This window comes from Aquabacter sediminis (assembly GCF_028863665.1).
Taxonomy (GTDB): Bacteria; Pseudomonadota; Alphaproteobacteria; order Rhizobiales; family Xanthobacteraceae; genus L1I39.
In genome coordinates this window covers 104,229-124,072 of record NZ_JARBFX010000006.1, presented here as the reverse complement: position 1 = coordinate 124,072, position 19,844 = coordinate 104,229, and the positions used below count along the sequence as shown (strand labels likewise).

Here is a 19,844-nt window from a genome sequence, read left to right as displayed (position 1 = left end):
GGTGTGGGTGAATCATGCGCCCGCCGGGCGCGGCAGGCGCGCCTTGGGCGGAACGGCGGGAGCCTTCACCAGGATCCGGCAGAGCCGGCCCAGCGTCTCGCGCATCTGGTGGCGATGCACCACCATGTCGATCATGCCATGCTCGCGCAGATACTCCGCGCGCTGGAAGCCGTCGGGCAGCTTCTCGCGGATGGTCTGCTCGATGACGCGGGGGCCGGCGAAGCCAACGAGCGCGCCGGGCTCGGCGATCTGCACATCGCCCAACATGGCATAGGAGGCTGTGACGCCGCCTGTGGTGGGGTTGGTAAGGACCACGATATAGGGCTTCTTGGCTTCGCGCAGTTCCTGGATGGCCACCGTGGTGCGGGGCATCTGCATGAGGGAAAGGATGCCCTCCTGCATGCGCGCGCCGCCCGAGGCCGCGAAGATGATGAAGGGCGTGCCCTTGCGGGCCGCGGTCTCTAGGCCGGTGACCACGGCTTCGCCGGCCGCCATGCCGAGCGACCCGCCCATGAAGTTGAAGTCCTGCACCGCAATGGTGACGGGGAGCCCTTCCAGCATGCCGGTCGCCACCTTCACGGCATCGGTCATGCCGGTCTTGGTGCGGGCGTCCTTGAGGCGGTCAGCATAGCGGCGCTCGTCGCGGAATTTCAGCGGGTCGGTGACCACCTCGGGCAGGGTCACCTCTTCATAGGCCGCGTCGTCGAACGTGGACTTCAGGCGCGTCGCGGCGTCCATGCGCATGTGGTAGCCGGAGCCGGGGATGACGAAGAGGTTCGCCTCCAGGTCCTTGTGGAAGACCATCTGCCCGGTCTCCGGGCACTTCACCCACAAATTCTCCGGCACCTCGCGACGGGCGAGGAAGTCGCGGATCTTCGGGCGAACGACGTTGGAAATCCAGTTCAACAGGCTGCTCCCGCTTGCGGCGCTCTCCATGTAATACCCGGAGCCGCCCGACGGAAGGCCATAGGTGCTGCGGTGCGTGAAAGCGCTGCGGATGGGTGGTCCCGCTTGGTGGCGAAAGCGAGGCGGAGTCCGCCTTTTGATGTCAAACCTGCGACAGGGCCAGTCCGCCGCTGCGGCGTACGTTGCACCACCGGCTGGGAAGACGCGCCGCTGATCCAAAAAAAGAAAGACGGCGCGGAAGCCCGCGCCGTCCTTTTTTACATACAGGTTCCGTCAGCCGGGGCGGTGACGCCGAGCCGGCTGGGTCCAGAGCCGCGCTCAGGCGGCTTCGGACTTGGCGGTGGGGACCTCGGAGATGGTCTTCAGCACCTGGGAGGCGATCTGGTAGGGGCAGCCCTGGGAATTGGGGCGGCGATCCTCAAGATAGCCCTTGTAGTCGTTGCGGACGAAGGAGTGCGGCACGCGAATGGACGCGCCGCGATCCGCCACGCCATAGCTGAACTTGTTCCACGGCGCCGTCTCATGCTTGCCGGTCAGGCGCAGATGGTTGTCGGGGCCGTACACGTTGATGTGGTCGTGCAGGTTCTTCTCGAAGGCCGCCATGAGGGCCTCGAAATATTCCTTGCCGCCGACTTCGCGCATGTACTTCGTGGAGAAGTTGCAGTGCATGCCCGAGCCGTTCCAGTCGGTGTCGCCGAGCGGCTTGCAGTGGAACTCGATGTCCACGCCATACTTCTCGGTGAGGCGGAGCAGCAGGTAGCGGGCCATCCACACTTCGTCAGCGGCCTTCTTGGAGCCCTTGCCGAAAATCTGGAATTCCCACTGGCCCTTGGCCACTTCGGCATTGATGCCTTCGTGGTTGATGCCGGCTTCGAGGCAGAGCTCGAGATGCTCTTCCACGATCTCACGGGCAATGTCGCCCACGTTCTTGTAGCCGACGCCCGTATAATAGGGGCCCTGCGGCGCGGGATAGCCGTGCTCGGGGAAGCCGAGCGGACGGCCGTCCTTATAGAAGAAGTATTCCTGCTCGAAGCCGAACCAGGCGCCTTCGTCGTCCAGGATGGTGGCGCGGGCATTGGTCGGGTGCGGGGTGACGCCATCCGGCATCATCACTTCGCACATGACCAGCGCGCCATTCTTGCGGGCCGGATCGGGATACACGGCGACCGGCTTCAGCACGCAGTCCGAGCTGCGGCCTTCCGCCTGCTCGGTGGACGAGCCGTCGAAGCCCCACAGGGGAAGCTCTTCCAGCGAGGGGAAGTGGTCGAATTCCTTGATCTGCGTCTTGCCGCGCAGGTTCGGGGTCGGCTTGTAGCCGTCGAGCCAGATGTACTCGAGTTTGTACTTCGTCATTGCGCTCTCTCATAACCTGATGACGCGAAGCACCAGGAAAGTTGAAGCCGTTATCCAGTTCCCCATGGAACCGAACGTGACCGCCGAACCCTCCCGGAGCATGCCGACCGCCGATGGGCGTGCTCGGTCGCGAGCGACCACCCTTCTAAAGCACAGAGCGTGCCAACTCGGCTCTGGTCGTGGGGAGAGCGGACCGTCGCACGACGACGAGGTCGGGGGAATGAGAGCAAACCCCTGTTTCCTTTCATGCTTTGGCAATGTGCCTGCTTTGTCACCGGTTTGCCTGCTAAACAGGCGGTTTAGGCGGCTGCATCGAACGTGATCGCAATGCAAGAGGCCTGAGGAACAAAAAAAGTGCAGTGAACATTTAGGTGGCAAGCCTCTGTGCGCTGCGCAAAACAGCCTCGCAATAGCTTGTCAGTGTTGAATGATGCCGATGTCGCACAGCAAAAATAGACATGCCTAAAAAACATGCATGTTATGCAAAAGGATGGATATTTGCTGTGCACGTCTCGGCGTATCCGTGCTATAAGAGCTCCAACGGGATGCTCGTGAGGGCATCCGGCAAACATACGAAGTGGAATGACTATGAACCATGGAAGTGGCTCTGCCAAAATCTACACCTTCCCTACGGGAGGCCGGTCCGGCCTGCGCAGTCGTCAGCCTGAGGACAAGTTGATGGCGGAACTCGCCGCTCTCGGCCTCACCAAGTCCGTGCTTGGCAGCAGCTGGTATCACGAAGCTGCCATCAAGGAAGATCAGCCGCACAAGCAGTGAGACCTTCATGTCAATGCAAGCGGTAAGCGGGCCGCGCTCCGAAGAGGGGCGCGGCCCAAATCATTTCGGGTCCTCCTTGTCCTCCTCTTGCCTTGAAGCCGGCGTCCACTTCCTTTAGAAGGCCACGCACGGTCCGCAGTTCACCGAGACGTCACCGCCCCGCCATCGGGGAAGCTAAACCTGCTCTCTCGCTTCTTTTTCGACTCGCGCTCCTGCCGCGTCGCAAGCCGGTGACTCCGACATCCCTCCGGGACCCGCGGCATGCGAGGACGCCCCATGTCGAGAACACCTCTTCCTTTCGCCACCGCCGACATCTCGGCCTTCGCCAAGTCTCTGCGGGGCCAGTTGGCCGGCACAGAGGCGGTCCCCACCCATCTGGAACTGCTCAACATGCTGGCGCGGGCCGCAGGCTTGCGGAACTTCCAGCATTTGCGCGCGCAGGCCGGTGCCGCCGCGGCGCTTGCCCGGGCGCTGGATGCACCGCCCGCCGAGGAGCCGACCGCGGATCTCCAGCGGGTGCGTCGGACGACGCGCCATTTCGATGCCGAGGGTCGCCTTGTGCGCTGGCCCGGCCGCGCCGCGGAACGCGCTCTGTGCCTGTGGGTGCTCTGGTCCCGCCTTGAGCCGGGTGCATTGGGCGCCGAGGCGCGGGTGAATGAAGCGCTGGCGCGCTGGCACACCTTTGGCGATCATGCGCTGCTGCGGCGGGAATTGTTCGACGCGGGCCTGGTGGACCGCACCCCCGATGGGCGCACCTATCGGCGCGTGGAGCGCCGGCCCCCGCCCGACGCGCGGGCGCTCATCAGCCATGTGCAGCGGCTGGGGTTGAGGTCCGCCCCTACCGCAATGGCTCCGCCAAACGCCTGAGAGTGCGCTGGAGAAAGCGGGAAACGTAAAGGCGACGCTATGCTCCCGGAGGGGCTTGGCCGCTCACTCGGCGATGATCTTCACCTTCTCGCCGTAGCGCAGCTTGGTGTCCTTGTCGAAGCCGTTGAGAATGAGGAAGCGCTCCAGGGGGCGGTCCGGAACCTGCATCCGGGCCGCCATCTTTTCCGGCGTGTCTCCCAGGCCCACCGAGACGATGCGCAGGCGCAGCGGCTTCACCGTCTCCGCCTCGTCGCTGGATACGCGGCGGAACGTGTCGGCGGCTGCCCGGAATTGTCGGTCGATCTCGGGGGTGAGGGTTCGGGCGGCGAAGATCAGCCGATAGACGTCCGATCCGAACCGGATGGCGAACATGCGGAACGACCATTGCTCGCCCCGTGCCAGGGCGGTGGCCGCGGTGAAGCCATTCACAGTCAATGTCTCGACGGAATTGATTTCCACCCCGTCGATCCAGCCGGACGACAAATACTGGCCGAGCGACTGATCGCCTGTCACGCGTACCGCGTCGAGGCGCAAGGCCTCCGTGCCGGAGGCGGTCGCTCCCAGCACCGCTTGGGAGGTGTTCTCCAGCGAGAAGCCTTCCGGCGCCACGAAAGTGAAGCCGAGCTTGGGATGGAAAAACTTGCGGCCGCGGACAAAGCCTTCCTTGGGGTCGTCGCCATAGACCATGCCATTGATGGCGGAAAGATAAGCGTTTCGGTCCCGCTCGCCGGCATTGGTCGCAGCAACCGGCATGGAGGCGTATTCGCGCGCATTGGCAATGGCGATGGAGATGCGCTCGGGGGTTGCCGGATGGCTGGACAGGAAGTCCATGTCCGGCGTGGTCTGGGCCGCGGCGCCACCAATGCCCACGCTCTTGATCTCCGCGTGGCGGCCCATGTCGGTCAGGAAGCGGGAGGCGCCATAGGGGTCGAAGCCGGCGCGCGCGGAGATGCCGACGCCGATGGCATCCGCCTCCAATTCCTGGCCGCGGGAGAAGCTCGCCAGTGACATGCGCGACTTCTGCATGGCGAGCGCGCCCATGTCGGGATCGTTCACCACGTCGGATATGACGCGGCTCACCAGCACCGCCTGCTTGACCTGGTCCTCGCGGATGGACGCATGGCGGGCGATGACATGCGCCATTTCATGCGACAGCACGGAGGAAAGCTCGGACGTATCATTGGCCAGCGCGAGCAGCCCACGTGTCACATAAAGCGAGCCGTCCGGCATGGCGAAGGCGTTGATGGCGGGGGAGTTCAGCACCGTCACGCGATATTTAAGGTCCGGCCGCTCGGAGGCGGCGACGAGGCGTTCCACCACCTGCTGGATGAGCGCCTTCAGCTCCGGGTCTTCATAGGCCCCGCCATAGCTCGCCACGAGGCGATCGTGCTCCCGTCTCTGGGCGGGGGTCATGTCGGCGTCGGTGGACGCGTGGGCTTGCGCTGGGCCCACGGGCGTCCCCAACCGGTCGGCATCAATGCCGGCGCAGCCAGACAGAAGGAGAGAGAGCGCAAGGCCCGCCATACAGGCGCGCACGACGAATCCGCCGCGCCCGACGGGCGCAGTGCCTTCACTCGTCCCTGCGGCCCTGCCCAGCCCGCTCACCGATCCATCTCCTCCGTCGCGCCACCCTTGCCGTTAGCCCGCGCTCGCGTGGGCTGACATCGGGATCCGGTCGCGCCCACTTCATACGCGCCCGCGTCCGGTACGCCCGCATGCGCGAACCAAGGGCGCATCGCGCGCGTCCTCACGAAAGTGCCGTTCAACGTGGCGGGAGAGTGGCGCGGGCAAGGCGTTGTCTTGACTGCCGCTGCCATGGCTCCTTCCCCGTTGCGCCCCATGTGCGTCCTCCCCGCGCGCGTCCATTGTCGAACGGGAAGCTGAACGGGTGATGAAACGCGCGCCACGTCTCCTTGGACCAGGCAAAGGGTGTCCCGGTCACTGCGGGACTTTTCGCGGAACGCACTCATCGCGGCATTTTACCGGGCCGCGGCCCATCCTCCAAGGCACCCCGCCTCCCACCATGCTCACCCTTTCTTACCGGACCTTTCCCCAAGGTGCGATCCTTTCCCACGGTGCCGTTCACCTCGGCTCTTGAACGCAGGCGGCGATCCGGCCCATATAGCGGGCATCGCCCTGCGCGTTCAGGGCGGCGTGCGGCGGTGTCTCCCGGTAGCTCAGCAGGATAGAGCACAGGTTTCCTAAACCTGGGGTCAGGGGTTCGAATCCCTTCCGGGAGGCCACGTCGCCGGGTATCGGTCGGTATTCCGCTAACGAGAAATTTCATGCGTGACCGGAAATCGCAAAAGCCCGGCTTGGCGAGTGGTCGCCTAGATTGTCATCTTTCGTCAGCGCACCATTTGCGATAAGTGCTGCCGAAGAAGTCTCCGGTGGGGGGTGCAGGTGCAGCAGTTGGAACGGTTTACGCCCGACATGAAGGGGCGGATCGCCTACGAACACATGCATCGCTACGCGGTCTGTCGCGACTTCGTCCGGGGCCTCCAAGTGCTCGACGTGGGGTGCGGCGACGGCTATGGCACAGCCTTGCTGGGCGAATGTGCGGCCCGCATTACCGGCATCGACGTGGACGCGGGAAGCGTCGGGGCGGCGGCGGTACTGTACGGCGTGCCGGGAAAGGTGCTGTTCCAGGTCGGCAGCGCATTTGAGCTGCCATTTGCGGACGAATGCTTCGATGTCGTGACAGCGTTGGAAATCATCGAGCACGTCACTCCAGAACAGCAAGAAAAGATGGTCGCGGAAATTCACCGCGTGCTGCGGCCGGGCGGTCTATTCATCGTTTCAACCCCCAACAAGCCAGTCTATAACCGGTTCAAGGCTCCGAACGTCTTTCACCTGAATGAATTCGATAAGCGCGAATTCGCCATGCTTCTTGGGAAGTCGTTCAAGCACGTGCATCTGTTGGGCCAGCGCATGGCCCTCGTCTCTTCCCTAGGCTCCTCCGACAAGGGTGTGCCCTTACCTAAGGAGCCGGCCTATCGGGGCTATGTGGGGGAGCACGGCAGCGGCGGCCTCAATGTGGATGATGGTGTCGCACGACTGCCCGATCCCGAGTATTTCCTGGCGTTTTGTTCCACCCAGCCGGTGGAGTGGAAGGTGGATCCCCACTCCGTCTTCTATTGTCCAGATGACGACCTGTGGTTCGAGCACGACAAGACCCTTGCCTGGGCTTCAGGCCTCCACGAAGAGGACGAGGCACTGCGCAAGCGGGTTGCTCAGCTCGAGCAATGGCTCGCAACGGCAGAGCGCGATCTTGCAGCCGAGCGCACCGTCCTTGCGCCCGTGCGCACCGATTTGGAAGCCGCGCGTGCTGAGTTGGAAGTCCTGCGTAACGAATTGGGGCGGCTCAGGGAGGCGGGCGCCGAGCTATTACGTGTGCAAGCGATTGCCACGGAGTATCAGCAGCAGCTGGAGCATATTTCGGGGGAACGTGCTCACCTTCGCAATCAAGTGGAAAGTCTCCAGGGAAAAGAGGCCGAGCTTGTTCATGCCCAAGCCAATAGTGCGGAACTTGAGCGGCAGATAGAGCAGCTTGCCGGCGAGCGCGATGATCTGAGGGTCCAGATTGCGCTCGCCGCCGAAGAGCGCGACCAAACGGCGAGCGCCCGAGCCGCCGAAATTCAGGAAAGAGACGCCGCTCTTTCTCTCGCGCGTGTTTCCAACGACACGCTCCAACGGAAAATCGCTGAGCAGGAGCGGGAGCTTGACGAGGCCCGGGCTCATGCTGAGGTCGTATCGGCGGAAATCGCGATTCTGAAGGCCACGGCGCAGCACGCCGAGGATCGCAGCGCTGAACTTGCCGAGGAGCTTGAGCGGCGCAATTTCGCCCTGAAGGCAGCGCTGGACAATGCGGCGCAATTGGCCAGCGCCTTGCGCGACGCTCAGCTGACCATTCACGATTTGCAGTGCCAGGGACCGAGCCAGGAAATACAAGATCTCCTTCAAACTCGGGAGGATGAAGTCGAGGCCCTGCGTGCGGCGCTCGAGGCAGGGCGGGAGGAGATCTGCCGTCTCCAGGACGCCCAGCGCCGTGAACTCAGCCGAGCGCTCGCCCAGCGTATGGAAGCACTGACGCATGGTGCAGTCGCAAGCCTGCGCGCCCGGATCGCCAGCGAGCGCAGATATGCGGCCAGCGAGGTCCGTGATGCCCTTCGCCGCGAGCAGCCGCGCCTCCGCACGAGCCGGCCGGGCCGGCGTGCGCGGTCTGCCTTGCAGGCGCTGGGTTTGGTCGACGCTCCCTGGTACCTCGCCCGCACACCGGAGGCAGGGGCGGACGCCCTGGCGCATTTCGTGCGCCGGGGTGTGAAGGATGGGCTGGAGCCTCATCCGCTGTTCCACTCCTACTGGTTTGCATCGCGCCATCCCGGGGCTCTCAATAACCTGCCGGCTCCGTTTGCTTATGCATCGTCGGCTGAGCGGCCGCGGCTTTCCCCGCATCCGTTCTTCCTGCCCGACTATTATCTGGAGAGAAATCCGGATGTGGCCGAGCGAGAGGCGGACGCTTTCGCCCATTTCCGTGCGTTCGGCGAAGGTGAACATCGGCCGGTTCACCCGCTGATCGACCTCGATTGGATGGCCGGCCAAATGCCGGAGCTGAGGCAGGATGCGCGTTGGCTCAGTCATTATGCCACTAACCCTGCCCTGTTCCACCTCTCGCCTCACCCCCTTTTCGATCCTGCCTATTATCTCTCCCATTCGCCGGATGTGGCTGCTGCGGGCGTCCACCCCCTGTTGCATTACCTGGTCTGGGGGTGGCGCGAGGGGAGATCGCCCCATGCCTATTTCGAGGGCGATTGGTATCTGGCGCGCAATCGCGACGTCTTGTCGGCCGGCGAGAATCCGCTGGTCCACTTTGTGTGGCATGGGGCACGAGAGGGGCGGGATCCAAATCCGGCATTTCAGACCCAGGCCTACACCTCGCTCAATCCTGATGTTGCGGCCGACGGCGGGAACCCGTTCGTCCACTATCTGCTATTTGGTCGAGCGGAAGGACGTTCGTTCTCGCGCGATCCAGACGTGACGCTTGCCCGCCAATTTCTGGCGTTTTCGCGCCAGCGCCGGTCGGACCTTTTCGGCGAGATGCTTGATGGAGAAGAGGGAGCAGGCGGCGTCGACGAAATGCTTCGACGGAGCGAGACGGCCGATCTTGGTCTGGACCTGCGCGAAGAGCTTCCGGTGATCGAGTATTGGTTGCCACAGGCTGCCAATGACTATCTCTCAGACAGCGGGCGAAGCGGGCAAATCAATCTTTACCGTTATCTTTATGCGGCGATCGAGCGGTTTTCCGACGCTCCGCTGGACTTCCTGACTTCGCAGGAATTCCGCGCGCTGTTTGTCCGTGCGCGCTTCCTTTCCACCCAGAGGGCGATGCACCAGAAGGGGCAGCTCGACGCGTCCATTATCATACCCATTTATCGCAATCTCCTCGACACGCTCGCCTGCCTCGTGTCTCTTCTGGAGCAGGAGACCGACGTCGCCTACGAGATCATCATAGGAGACGACAAGTCTCCGGATGCGACGCCCGATATCCTGTCCGGCATCGGCGGGGTCGTTCAGGTGGTACGGCACACGCAGAACTTGGGTTTTCTTGGAAACTGCAACAGGGTAGCCGAATTTGCGTCCGGCCGGAATGTCGTTTTCCTGAATAATGACACCCTTATCCTGTCCGGTTGGCTGGACAGGCTTGTCGGAACGTTGGATGACGATCCGGGGATCGGCCTCGTTGGCTCCAAGCTCCTGAACTGGGACGGCACTCTTCAGGAGGCTGGCGGAATTTTCTGGAAGGATGGATCGGCCTGGAATTTTGGCCGCAACCAGGACCCCCGCCGTCCGGAGTTCAACTATCTGAAGGACGCAGACTACTGCTCCGGCGCGGCGATTGCCTTGCCCACGGCGGTCTGGCGTGAGCTAGAGGGCTTCGATCCGCACTTCTCGCCGGCTTATTGCGAAGATGCGGACATTGCCTTCCGCGTACGCGCCAAGGGGATGCGGTCAGTGTACCAGCCCTTCGCCGAGGTCATCCACCATGAGGGCCGCAGCCATGGGCGCGACGTTTCGTCCGGTATCAAGGCTTACCAGGTCAGCAACACCAGGAAGTTGATCGAGCGCTGGGGAGAGGTTCTCGAGCGCGAGCATTTTCCGAATGGTGAGGACGTGTTCCTGGCCCGCGACCATTCTGCTGCAAAGCCGCATATTCTCTTTGTCGATCATTATGTGCCCCAATGGGACAGGGATGCTGGGTCGCGAACGATCTACCAGTATATCCGCCTGTTTCTAGACAAGGGTTTTCGCGTCACTTTCTGGCCGGACAACCTGAACCGAGATAAAGAATATACACTTGAGCTTCAAAAACTAGGCGTGGAAGTGATCTATGGAAGCGGGTTTGATTATGTATTTGAGGAGTGGATCAAGAAATTTGGGGATTATTTTGATTATGCATTTCTGAGTCGTCCGCATGTTTCCCAAAAGTATGTTTATTTGATCAGGTGTCATTCTTCTGCAAAGGTATTTTATTATGGTCATGATATTCACGGGAATCGGCTGCGTAAGCAATATGAATTAACAGGTTCTGCATCCTTGCTGGCGGAAGCCAAGAGATGCGATGCCATGGAGTATGGCGTGTGCGTGCAGAGCGATGTTGTCTTCTATCCCGGTGAAGTGGAGGCCGCTTATATGAGGTCGCGCCTGCCGGCAAATGTGCAGGTGGTCGCGTTTCCCATTACGATCCTATCTGAGCGGCACATCGAAGGTGCCAGAACTCGCCTCGCGATGCCACAGCATCGCGACCCCCATCGGCTGATGTTCGTCGGAGGGTTCTCTCACACGCCTAATGTCGACGGGATTGTTTGGTTCGTGAATGAGGTGATGCCGATCCTGCGCAGCAAGGGGAGATCCATTACCCTGGATGTCGCAGGGTCAAACGCGCCACGCCAAGTTCTGGAACTCGCCGCTCCGGATGTCAGAATATGTGGCCGGGTGTCGGATGAGGAACTCGCGGAGCTCTATCATTCCTGTGCTTTGTCTGTCGTGCCGCTGCGCTATGGTGCCGGTGTGAAGGGCAAAGTCATTGAGGCAATGGGCCAGGGAACCCCGGTGGTAATGACCCCGGTAGGAGCGCAAGGTATTGAAAATGCGGAAGACATATCCTTTGTGGCGGAGGCTGCCGAGGATTTCGCGTCCATGATTCTGCGGGCAATCGACAACCCGCGTGATGCCCAAGATCGAGCCCTGAAGGCGCTCGCATTCATCGATCGCGAATATTCTCAGAAGGCAATTGAAAGACTTCTGGGCGGCTTCGTCCCCGAATTTGGCGCCAACTAGGTTGGTGTGTGGAGCGATATCATGGTCAAGGTATTGATTACTGGGGCTGCCGGACTCATCGGTTCTCACCTCGCGGAGGCGCTCGTCGGTGCAGGCGAAGAGGTGGTTGCCACCTTCTTTAAGCCCACAATTGATCTGGCGACTGTGAGGGGCGACGTTGCATTCACTCCGCTAGACGTTACCGATCGTGAGGCCACGTATGAGATTATTGAAAAGTTCCGCCCTGACGTGATCTATCATTTGGCAGCTCAAAGCTTGCCGACTGTCTCGTGGCTTGATCCGTGGACGACTTTGGATGTGAATCTTATTGGCACCGTCAATGTTTTCGAGGCGGTGAAGGACATGAAATCGGCGTCGGGGTATGATCCTAGGATCGTTGTTGCGTGTTCCTCCGCTGCCTATGGTGCTAGCCTCACTCCGGAGCGGGTTCCAGTCGACGAGGACGCGCCCTTGCTGCCCCTGCACCCCTACGGCGTCAGCAAGGTGGGTCAAGACCTCTTAACCTACCAGTATCATGTGAATTTCGGCATTCGCGGGGTTCGGGCCCGCATCTTCAATTGCACTGGCCCTCGCAAGCGGAATGACGTGGTTTCCGATTTTGGGCGCTCGGTCGTGCAGGCGCTTCGCCTGGGACATCCAGTGAAAGTCGGTAATCTGGAGACCCGCCGCGCAATCATCGATATTCGCGATATGGTGGCTGCGCTTATCCTGCTTTCGAAGAGTGGAGCGGATGGTGAGGCGTTCAACATTTGCGCCGAAAATATCGTCCAGATCCGTGAAGTTTTAACTATGTATTTCGAAGCGGTTGGTCGCGAACTCCCTTATGAAGTGGATCCAAAACTTCTGAGGCCGTCAGACGAACCGGTGATCGTGGGGTCGACGCGAAAGCTGCGGGAGGCGACGGGATGGAGCCCCTCTGTGCCCTTGCGCCAGACTGTCAGGGATGTCCTTGATTTCGAACTTGCAGCCTTTGAACGCGACTTGGCGGGCGTTTAATTGTTGCTTGGGGTTGGGGCTTAAATGCTTGCCCAGGCGCGCACGTGCTGAGGGGTTGGGCAGGTCTGATGTTGGATTCTGGGGGCGTCGCATGTACTCGAAAACCTTCCGGCGGACGCGCGCCCGCGCACCGCTGCGCCTTGGACTAGCAGGTGGCGGCACGGATCTTTCCCCGTACTGCGATGATTTTGGAGGCGCGGTCCTCAACGTCACCGTGGACCGCTATGCGTTCGCGTCCTTCCTGCCACGGGACGACAACAAAATCGTCTTTGAGTCCGATGACACGGGCGTGGTTGAGACCTTTGACCTGGATTCGCCTCTCGATGGCGCCGCCCTGCTGCTTCATCGGGGCGTCTATGAACGCATGATCCGGGAGTTCAACGACGGGCGTCGCCTCGCACTGACCATACGGACGACGGTGGATGCGCCGGCCGGTTCTGGGCTTGGCTCATCCTCCGCGCTCGTGGTGGCGCTGGTGAATGGCATGCGAGCCATCCTCGGTGCCCCGCTCGGTGATTACGATGTCGCCCACCTCGCCTATGAGATCGAGCGCATCGATCTCGGCCTGTCGGGTGGCCGGCAGGACCAATATGCGGCGGCGTTCGGCGGCATCAACTATATCGAGTTCCTCGCTGGCGACCGGGTCATCGTAAATCCGTTGCGTGTGCGCGAAGCCGTCAACAATGAATTGGAATCCTCGCTCGTCGTCTGCTTTTCCGGCCGCTCGCGCAGCTCGGCTGCCATCATCGACCGGCAGACGGCAGGCCTGAACGCGCATTCGACCAAGACCATCGACGCGATGCACCAACTCAAGGCCGATGCGGCGGAGATGAAGCGGGCGCTGCTGCTGGGGCAGATCGATCGCATGGCCGAAATCCTCGATGCGTCCTGGCAGGCCAAGCAGAGGACGGCGGATGGCATTTCCACCGATCGGATCCATGAGCTCGTGGCCCTCGCCAAGGACAATGGGGCTCTGGCGGGGAAGGTCTCCGGGGCTGGCGGTGGCGGCTTCATGTTCTTTCTGGTGCATCCCGAGCATCGCTATCGCTTGCTGGATGTGCTCGGACGGGCAGGGGCATCCTCCAGCCCGGTGAAGTTCACCCATCGCGGGTGCGAGACTTGGCAGTTCTGATGTTGGACGAAGCTGGCCAAGGTGGGGGACAGGCATGCGCGTGAAGCAGGCGGCGATCCTGTGCGGAGGTCTCGGCACGCGTCTTGGCGAACTGACCGCAAGATGCCCCAAGCCGCTCCTGCCGGTGGCGGGGCGTCCCTTTCTGGAGATCCTCGTCGAGGAGGTGGCGCGTCAGGGCGTCGAGCGCATCGTGCTGCTTGCGGCTTTTGAATCCGAGCAAATCCGGGCCATGGCCGCCGATCTTCCCGTGCGCCTTCACCTCGACCTTAAGGTGGATGTGTGCGTCGAACCGGACCGAGCCGGAACCGGGGGCGCGCTTTGGCATGCACGGGAGCACCTGGACGACGTCTTCTTTCTGCTGAACGGCGATTCCTGGTTTGATGTGCTGTTGTCGGACCTGTCCGACTGCGCCGCGGCATCTCCAGACGCCACCGGGGTTCTGAGCTTGCGTATCCTTGAAGATACTGGCCGCTTCGGCGTGGTGGAGATGAATGAGGATCGCGTCACCGACTTCTCAGCCAGGCCGGAAACACCGGGTTCGGGCCTCGTGAATGCCGGGGTGTATCTGTTCCGCCGTGCGCTTTTGGACCATTTGGCGCCGCAATGCTCGCTCGAGCAGGACGTCCTGCCGGGCCTTGCCCACGGCGGCGCTTTGAGGGGGGTGCCGAGGACCGGCTACTTCATCGATATCGGTATTCCCGACGATTATCAGCGGGCGCAAACGGAAATTCCGAGCCATCGTCGTCGTCCAGCCGTTTTCTTTGATCGCGACGGGGTCCTCAATCTGGATCACGGCCATGTGGGCAGCGTGGACCGCTTCGAGTGGGTTGAAGGCGCGCGCGAAGCGGTGCGGCGGGTCAACCAAGCGGGCTACTACGCCTTTGTGGTGACCAACCAGGCCGGCATTGCCAAGGGGCTGTATGATGAGGGGGGCTATCGCGCGGTGCGTGGCCACATCCGCGACGGGCTCGCCGAGGTCGGCGCTTTCCTCGATGACGAGCGGTTCTGTCCCTATCATCCAGACGGCACGGTTGCGGCCTTTCGAAAGGTTTCAGATTGGCGCAAGCCCGAACCGGGAATGCTGGTCGATCTATTGAAGCGATGGCCGGTGGATGTGGAGCGCAGTTTCCTGGTTGGGGATCGCGACAGTGACCTTGCGGCTGCTTCGGCAGCAGGTGTGAAGGGCCATCTCTTCCCTGGCGGCAACCTTGATGCCTTTGTGGCAGGCCTGCTGTCCCCGCTCTAACGCCAATTTCACGATCCAGTCTGCCAGCGCCGGTCATGCGGTGACGGAACGGCGACGCGAGAGGCTCACGAGGCGATCATGATGGTATCCCACGCATTGGAAGCCGCCCGCACTGACCTGCGCTCCTTCCTGTTCGAGATCGCGCTGCCGCTTTGGGCCGATCGGGGCGTGGACCAGAATGCGGGTGGATTTGTGGAGCGCTTGACGCCGGAAGGGGAGCCGACCGACGACCCGCGCCGGGCGCGGGTGGTGGGGCGGCAGATCTTCTCCTTTGCCACCGCCGAGCATCGGGGATGGACGGGCCCGGCCCGGGATGTGGTGCGCCATGGCCTGGAGGCTCTGGAGCGGCAGCATCTCGACGAAGATGGCGCCATCGTGCCGCTGGTGGAGGCCGGGGGGCGGCCGCTCAGCCGGCAGTTCGACCTCTACGACCATGCCTTCGTGCTATTCGGCCTTGCCGCCGCCCATGGTGTGGGAGAACGGCCGCCCGCGCTCCTCGCCCATGCGAATGCCATCCGCGCGCGGATGGACGGGTTCCGTCACCCTGAGCGGGGCTTCGAGGAAGCTTTGCCGCGCACCTTGCCCCTGAAAGCCAATCCCCACATGCACGTCTTCGAGGCCAGCCTGGCCTGGCGCGCAACGGCAGGCGGTGCGCAGTGGGACGCGCTGGCCGACGAGGTGGCCGGCCTGTGCCTCGACCGCTTCCTGGCCGAGGATACGGGGGCGCTTCGGGAGTTCTATGACGGCGACTGGGGGGCGCTGTCCGATAAAGCGGGCTCGGTTGTGGAGCCCGGCCACCAGTTCGAATGGGCCTGGCTGCTCACGCGCTGGGGCACCATGCGAGGGCGAGCCGATGCCTTGGCGGCAGCGCGCCGGCTGGTGGATCTGGCCGAGACCCATGGGGTTGATCCCCAACGCGACCTTGCGCTCAACGAACTGAATGCTGACTTGACCGTGCGCGACGATCGGGCCCGCCTTTGGCCGCAGACAGAGCGCATCAAGGCCCATGTGGCCATGGCCGCCATCGCATCCACGGATGGGGAGCGCGAGGCTTCGCTGGATCGCGCGGCGCGCGCCACACGGGGGTTGATGCGCTTCTTCGCTCATCCGGTGCCCGGGGCTTGGTGGGAGCACATTGATGCGCGGGGCGAACCGGTCGCCGAACCCAGCCGCGCGAGCAGCCTCTACCACATCATGTGCGCCTTCGACGTGATCGAGGGCTACGCCGCCGGCTCTGCTGGGTAGCCCGGGCGATCACCGGCCCGGCAGCACAAGGATGGTCGGCTTTGCGGGCAAGGTCTCGCGGGAAAGCATCACGGTTGGGGAGGCCGAGCGGGTCACCGCATAGTCCTGGCTGAGCCGGCTGAGAAAGCGGTCTAGGCCCCAGGTGCTGAAATAGTGCATGGGGATGACCAATGGTGCGTTGATGGCCTTCAGCGTTTCCAGCATCCCATCAATGTCGAGCGTATAGGAGCCATCCACGGGGGCCAGTACCACGTCGATGCGTCCCATGGCCTCCAGGTGATCGGCCGTCAGCACATGGTGGAGGTGGCCGAGATGGGCGATGCATAGACCCGCCACCTCGAAAACGAAGATGGAATTGCCGTCATAGAAGGTGCTGGCCCCCTGCCGGATGTTGGTGGGCACGTTGCGGATCCACACATCTTCCAGGGTGAGCTCGTGGTTCGCTGCGCCTCCCGCAGGGTTCCAGCCGCGCAGCACATGGGCGATTCCCGGGTCGGGATGGTCGGTATAATGCGTGTCGTGCGCCCGGTTCATGGTGACGACCATGGGCACCATGTTCGGGCGGACATAGTCGTTATAGTCAGTGGCGATGGTCACGCCCGCCGGGCTCTCGATCAAGAAGGTGGCGTGACCGACAAAGGTCAGCCGCACCTCTCCAGCCTCCGCTGCGGCGGGACGGAAGGCCGCGGGAATCACACGGAACGGCGCCTGCGCCACCATGCGGGGGCACTTTTCCGGCTGGGCGAGCGCCGGCGTCGCCGCGAGCGCGGTGAGTGCGAGCCCAAGAGCGGTCCCGAGCGCCGGCATGACCTTGCGTGATGCTGCAATCGCGGCACTCCACCCCATGGCCGTCCCCCGTCTGGCAAAGCCCCGCGCAAAGCTCGCTTGAGAGCCACATGACCGCACAGACCCCCATGGCTTTGCAATGGCCGGTGTTTCACAGCGGCGTGAGAGGCGTGGGCGAAAAGCAGGAACCAATCGGCCCGCCAATCGTCTTACCAGCCGGGACCTTTGCGGCAGGCCGGGAGCGGCGCCGCGACTCTCGAAGGAGAAATCGCATGACGGTCGACTTGGTGATCCTACAGCCCATCGTCGCCCTGGTGGCCGGAATCCTGATCCTGCTCTTTCCGCGCCTGCTCAATATTCTGGTGGCGATCTATCTGATTCTGATCGGGATTCTGGGCTTGGTGCCGCATTGAGGGCGTTCTGCGCCAACAGTGCAGTTGAAGGCGCGGCGCGCGCGAGCTAAAGCAACCGCGCAGTCTTCCTGTAAAGCGTGTCCACCCCAAGGGATCTCCAGATGACGAAATGGGTCTACTCCTTCGGCGACGGCAAGGCCGAAGGAAAAGCCGACATGCGGAACCTGCTCGGCGGCAAGGGTGCCAACCTCGCCGAGATGGCCAATCTGGGCCTTCCGGTTCCTCCCGGCTTCACCATCACCACGGAGGTCTGTACCTATTATTACGCCCACGGCGAGACCTATCCGGCCGAGCTGAAGGGCGAAGTGGAAGTCGCCCTGGCCAAGGTGGGCGCGCTCACCGGCAAGTCGTTCGGCGATCCGGCCAACCCGCTCCTGGTGTCGGTGCGCTCGGGCGCCCGCGCCTCCATGCCGGGCATGATGGACACGGTGCTGAACCTCGGCCTCAATGACGAGACCGTGGAAGCGGTGGCCAAGCTCGCCGGCGACCGGCGCTTTGCCTATGACAGCTATCGCCGCTTCATCACCATGTATTCCGACGTGGTGCTGGGGGTCGATCATCACCACTTCGAGGAGCTGCTGGACAATTACAAGCTCCAGAACAGCTACACCTTGGACACCGACCTCAGCGCCGACGACTGGGCGAAGCTGGTGGTGGACTACAAGGCCAAGGTGCTGTCCGAACTGGGCAAGCCCTTCCCGCAGGATCCCCACGAGCAGCTGTGGGGCGCCATCGGCGCCGTGTTTGGCTCCTGGATGAACCAGCGCGCCATCACCTATCGTCGCCTGCACACCATTCCCGAGAGCTGGGGCACCGCGGTCAACGTGCAGGCCATGGTGTTCGGCAACATGGGCGAGACCTCGGCGACGGGCGTAGCCTTTACCCGCAACCCCTCCACCGGCGAGAAGGCGCTCTATGGCGAGTTCCTGGTGAACGCCCAGGGAGAGGACGTGGTGGCGGGTATCCGCACCCCGCAGGACCTCACGGAGAAGGCCCGCAAGGAGGCCGGTTCCGACAAGCCGTCCATGGAAACCGCGCTGCCGGAGGCCTTCAAGGAGTTCGAGCGCATCTCCACGGCACTTGAGAACCACTACCGGGACATGCAGGACCTGGAATTCACGGTCGAAAAGGGCAAGCTGTGGATGCTCCAGACCCGCTCCGGCAAGCGCACCGCCAAGGCGGCGCTCCGGATCGCGGTGGAACTGGCAAGCGAGGGCCTGATCACCCAGGAAGAGGCCATCTCCCGCGTCGACCCGGCGGCTCTCGACCAGTTGCTGCATCCCGCCATCGATCCCAAGGCGCCCCGTGACGTGGTGGCCACCGGCCTGCCGGCCTCGCCCGGCGCAGCGGCCGGATCGATCGTCTTCTCCGCCGACGAGGCCGAGGCCATGAAGGGCCAGGGCCGCAAGGTCATTCTGGTGCGCGTGGAAACCTCCCCGGAGGACATTCACGGCATGCATGCGGCCGAGGGCATCCTCACCTCCCGCGGCGGCATGACCTCGCACGCCGCCGTTGTGGCGCGCGGCATGGGCAAGCCCTGCGTCTCCGGCGCCGGCGCCCTGCGCATCGACTATGCCGGCCAGACGCTCACCGTGTCCGGCCGCACCTTCAAGAAGGGCGACGTGATCACCATTGACGGCTCCACCGGGCAGGTGCTGGCCGGCGAGGTGCCGATGCAGCAGCCCGAGCTGTCCGGCGAATTCGCCACCCTTATGGGCTGGGCCGACAAGGTGCGTCGCCTGAAGATCCGCGCCAATGCGGAAACCCCGCTCGACGCGCGCATGGCCCGGTCCTTTGGGGCCGAGGGCATCGGCCTGTCCCGCACCGAGCACATGTTCTTCGATGCGGGCCGCATCCTGGCGGTGCGCGAGATGATCCTTTCCGACGACGAGGCTGGGCGCCGCGCTGCCCTCGCCAAGCTGCTTCCCATGCAGCGGGAAGACTTCGTCGAGCTGTTCGAGATCATGAAGGGCCTGCCGGTCACCATCCGCCTGCTGGACCCTCCGCTGCATGAGTTCCTGCCGCACACCGAGGCGGAAACCCAGGAGGTGGCCAAGAGCCTCGGGGTGGAGATCGAGCGGATCGACCGCCGCAACAAGGAACTGCATGAGGTCAATCCCATGCTCGGCTTCCGCGGCTGCCGCATTGCCATCGCCTTCCCCGAGATCGCGGAAATGCAGGCCCGCGCCATCTTCGAGGCGGCCGTCATCGCCGCCAAGAAGACCGGCGAGATGGTGGTGCCGGAGGTGATGGTGCCGCTGATCGCCACCAAGGCGGAGTTCGACATCGTCAACGCCGTCATCCAGAAGGTGGCGAAGGAGGTCGAGGCCGAGACCGGTGCCAAGCTCACCTTCCAGGTGGGCACCATGATCGAGCTCCCGCGCGCCGCGCTGCGCGCCAAGGAGATCGCCGAGGCGGCTGAGTTCTTCTCCTTCGGCACCAACGACCTCACCCAGACCTGCTTCGGCGTCTCGCGCGACGATGCCGGCACCTTCCTTGGGCCCTATGTTCAGAAGGGCATCCTGGAAGTGGATCCCTTCGTCTCCATCGACCGCGACGGCGTGGGCGAGCTCGTGCAGATCGGCGTGGAGCGGGGCCGCCAGTCCCGTCCCGACATCAAGCTCGGCATTTGCGGCGAGCATGGTGGCGACCCGGCCTCCGTTGCTTTCTGCGAGGAAGTGGGTCTCGACTACGTGTCCTGCTCGCCCTTCCGCGTGCCGATCGCGCGCCTTGCGGCAGCCCAGGCGGCGCTGGGCCGCAAGGCGGCCAGCCAGGCCTGATCAAA

The 19,844-nt window shown here is 63.2% G+C and carries 13 protein-coding genes and 1 tRNA gene; 10 read left to right on the top strand and 4 right to left on the bottom strand.

The window, feature by feature from the left end; genetic code table 11:
• Positions 1–12: 12 nt before the first annotated feature.
• Both accD and PV781_RS14035 read right to left on the bottom strand, forming a co-directional pair.
• Positions 13–906 carry an acetyl-CoA carboxylase, carboxyltransferase subunit beta gene (gene accD / locus PV781_RS14040; protein WP_274776488.1) on the bottom strand — a complete coding sequence of 298 codons (894 nt, stop codon included), beginning with the start codon at positions 904–906 and terminating at the stop codon, positions 13–15.
• Between the two features lie 318 nt (positions 907–1,224).
• Positions 1,225–2,259, bottom strand: a complete 1,035-nt coding sequence (locus PV781_RS14035; RefSeq protein WP_274776253.1) for a glutamine synthetase beta-grasp domain-containing protein — start codon at positions 2,257–2,259, stop codon at positions 1,225–1,227.
• A gap of 582 nt (positions 2,260–2,841) precedes the next feature.
• Between PV781_RS14035 and PV781_RS14030 the strand changes: the two genes are divergently transcribed.
• Positions 2,842–3,036: a DUF2735 domain-containing protein gene (locus tag PV781_RS14030; RefSeq protein WP_342455451.1), complete on the top strand. Its 195-nt coding sequence runs from the start codon at positions 2,842–2,844 to the stop codon at positions 3,034–3,036.
• A 276-nt stretch (positions 3,037–3,312) separates the two neighbouring features.
• Positions 3,313–3,903 carry a DUF2087 domain-containing protein gene (locus tag PV781_RS14025; protein WP_274776251.1) on the top strand — a complete coding sequence of 197 codons (591 nt, stop codon included), beginning with the start codon at positions 3,313–3,315 and terminating at the stop codon, positions 3,901–3,903.
• A gap of 63 nt (positions 3,904–3,966) precedes the next feature.
• Here the strand turns inward: PV781_RS14025 and PV781_RS14020 are convergent, their stop codons facing one another.
• Positions 3,967–5,427 (bottom strand): M48 family metalloprotease, encoded by a 1,461-nt coding sequence (locus PV781_RS14020; RefSeq protein ID WP_425532404.1) that lies wholly within the window; start codon positions 5,425–5,427, stop codon positions 3,967–3,969.
• A 642-nt stretch (positions 5,428–6,069) separates the two neighbouring features.
• Between PV781_RS14020 and PV781_RS14015 the strand changes: the two genes are divergently transcribed.
• The 6 genes from PV781_RS14015 (at position 6,070) to PV781_RS13990 (ending at position 15,860) form a co-directional block, all read left to right on the top strand.
• Positions 6,070–6,146, top strand: a tRNA-Arg gene (locus tag PV781_RS14015).
• Positions 6,147–6,306: 160 nt separating this feature from the next.
• Complete coding sequence (locus tag PV781_RS14010; RefSeq protein ID WP_274776250.1) at positions 6,307–11,241, top strand: glycosyltransferase; 4,935 nt, start codon at positions 6,307–6,309, stop codon at positions 11,239–11,241.
• 21 nt (positions 11,242–11,262) lie between these two features.
• Positions 11,263–12,237, top strand: coding sequence for a GDP-mannose 4,6-dehydratase (locus PV781_RS14005; RefSeq protein WP_274776249.1), 975 nt, complete (start codon positions 11,263–11,265; stop codon positions 12,235–12,237).
• Between the two features lie 91 nt (positions 12,238–12,328).
• Positions 12,329–13,369 carry a GHMP family kinase ATP-binding protein gene (locus PV781_RS14000; protein ID WP_274776248.1) on the top strand — a complete coding sequence of 347 codons (1,041 nt, stop codon included), beginning with the start codon at positions 12,329–12,331 and terminating at the stop codon, positions 13,367–13,369.
• Positions 13,370–13,403: 34 nt separating this feature from the next.
• Complete coding sequence (locus PV781_RS13995; protein WP_274776247.1) at positions 13,404–14,615, top strand: HAD-IIIA family hydrolase; 1,212 nt, start codon at positions 13,404–13,406, stop codon at positions 14,613–14,615.
• A 78-nt stretch (positions 14,616–14,693) separates the two neighbouring features.
• Positions 14,694–15,860 carry an AGE family epimerase/isomerase gene (locus PV781_RS13990; protein ID WP_274776246.1) on the top strand — a complete coding sequence of 389 codons (1,167 nt, stop codon included), beginning with the start codon at positions 14,694–14,696 and terminating at the stop codon, positions 15,858–15,860.
• A 9-nt stretch (positions 15,861–15,869) separates the two neighbouring features.
• On the opposite strand, the gene PV781_RS13985 is transcribed toward PV781_RS13990, so the two are convergent.
• The gene (locus PV781_RS13985; protein WP_274776245.1) at positions 15,870–16,706 is read right to left on the bottom strand and encodes an MBL fold metallo-hydrolase; all 837 of its coding nucleotides are present in this window, start codon (positions 16,704–16,706) and stop codon (positions 15,870–15,872) included.
• Between the two features lie 212 nt (positions 16,707–16,918).
• Here PV781_RS13985 and PV781_RS13980 point away from each other — a divergent pair, with 212 nt between their 5' ends.
• Positions 16,919–17,059, top strand: coding sequence for a DUF3096 domain-containing protein (locus PV781_RS13980; protein ID WP_209101257.1), 141 nt, complete (start codon positions 16,919–16,921; stop codon positions 17,057–17,059).
• Between the two features lie 101 nt (positions 17,060–17,160).
• A complete protein-coding gene (gene ppdK, locus PV781_RS13975; protein ID WP_274776244.1) occupies positions 17,161–19,839 on the top strand; it encodes a pyruvate, phosphate dikinase in 2,679 nt (892 codons plus the stop codon).
• Positions 19,840–19,844: the final 5 nt, after the last annotated feature.

Coding starts and splice junctions, on each gene's coding strand:
- PV781_RS13985 (WP_274776245.1), bottom strand. CDS start 16,706: ATGGGGTGGAGTGCCGCGATTGCAGCATCACGCAAGGTCATGCCGGCG.
- PV781_RS14035 (WP_274776253.1), bottom strand. CDS start 2,259: ATGACGAAGTACAAACTCGAGTACATCTGGCTCGACGGCTACAAGCCG.
- PV781_RS13980 (WP_209101257.1), top strand. CDS start 16,919: ATGACGGTCGACTTGGTGATCCTACAGCCCATCGTCGCCCTGGTGGCC.
- PV781_RS13995 (WP_274776247.1), top strand. CDS start 13,404: ATGCGCGTGAAGCAGGCGGCGATCCTGTGCGGAGGTCTCGGCACGCGT.
- PV781_RS13990 (WP_274776246.1), top strand. CDS start 14,694: ATGATGGTATCCCACGCATTGGAAGCCGCCCGCACTGACCTGCGCTCC.
- PV781_RS14025 (WP_274776251.1), top strand. CDS start 3,313: ATGTCGAGAACACCTCTTCCTTTCGCCACCGCCGACATCTCGGCCTTC.
- PV781_RS14020 (WP_425532404.1), bottom strand. CDS start 5,427: ATGGCGGGCCTTGCGCTCTCTCTCCTTCTGTCTGGCTGCGCCGGCATT.
- PV781_RS14005 (WP_274776249.1), top strand. CDS start 11,263: ATGGTCAAGGTATTGATTACTGGGGCTGCCGGACTCATCGGTTCTCAC.
- PV781_RS14030 (WP_342455451.1), top strand. CDS start 2,842: ATGACTATGAACCATGGAAGTGGCTCTGCCAAAATCTACACCTTCCCT.
- ppdK (WP_274776244.1), top strand. CDS start 17,161: ATGACGAAATGGGTCTACTCCTTCGGCGACGGCAAGGCCGAAGGAAAA.
- PV781_RS14000 (WP_274776248.1), top strand. CDS start 12,329: ATGTACTCGAAAACCTTCCGGCGGACGCGCGCCCGCGCACCGCTGCGC.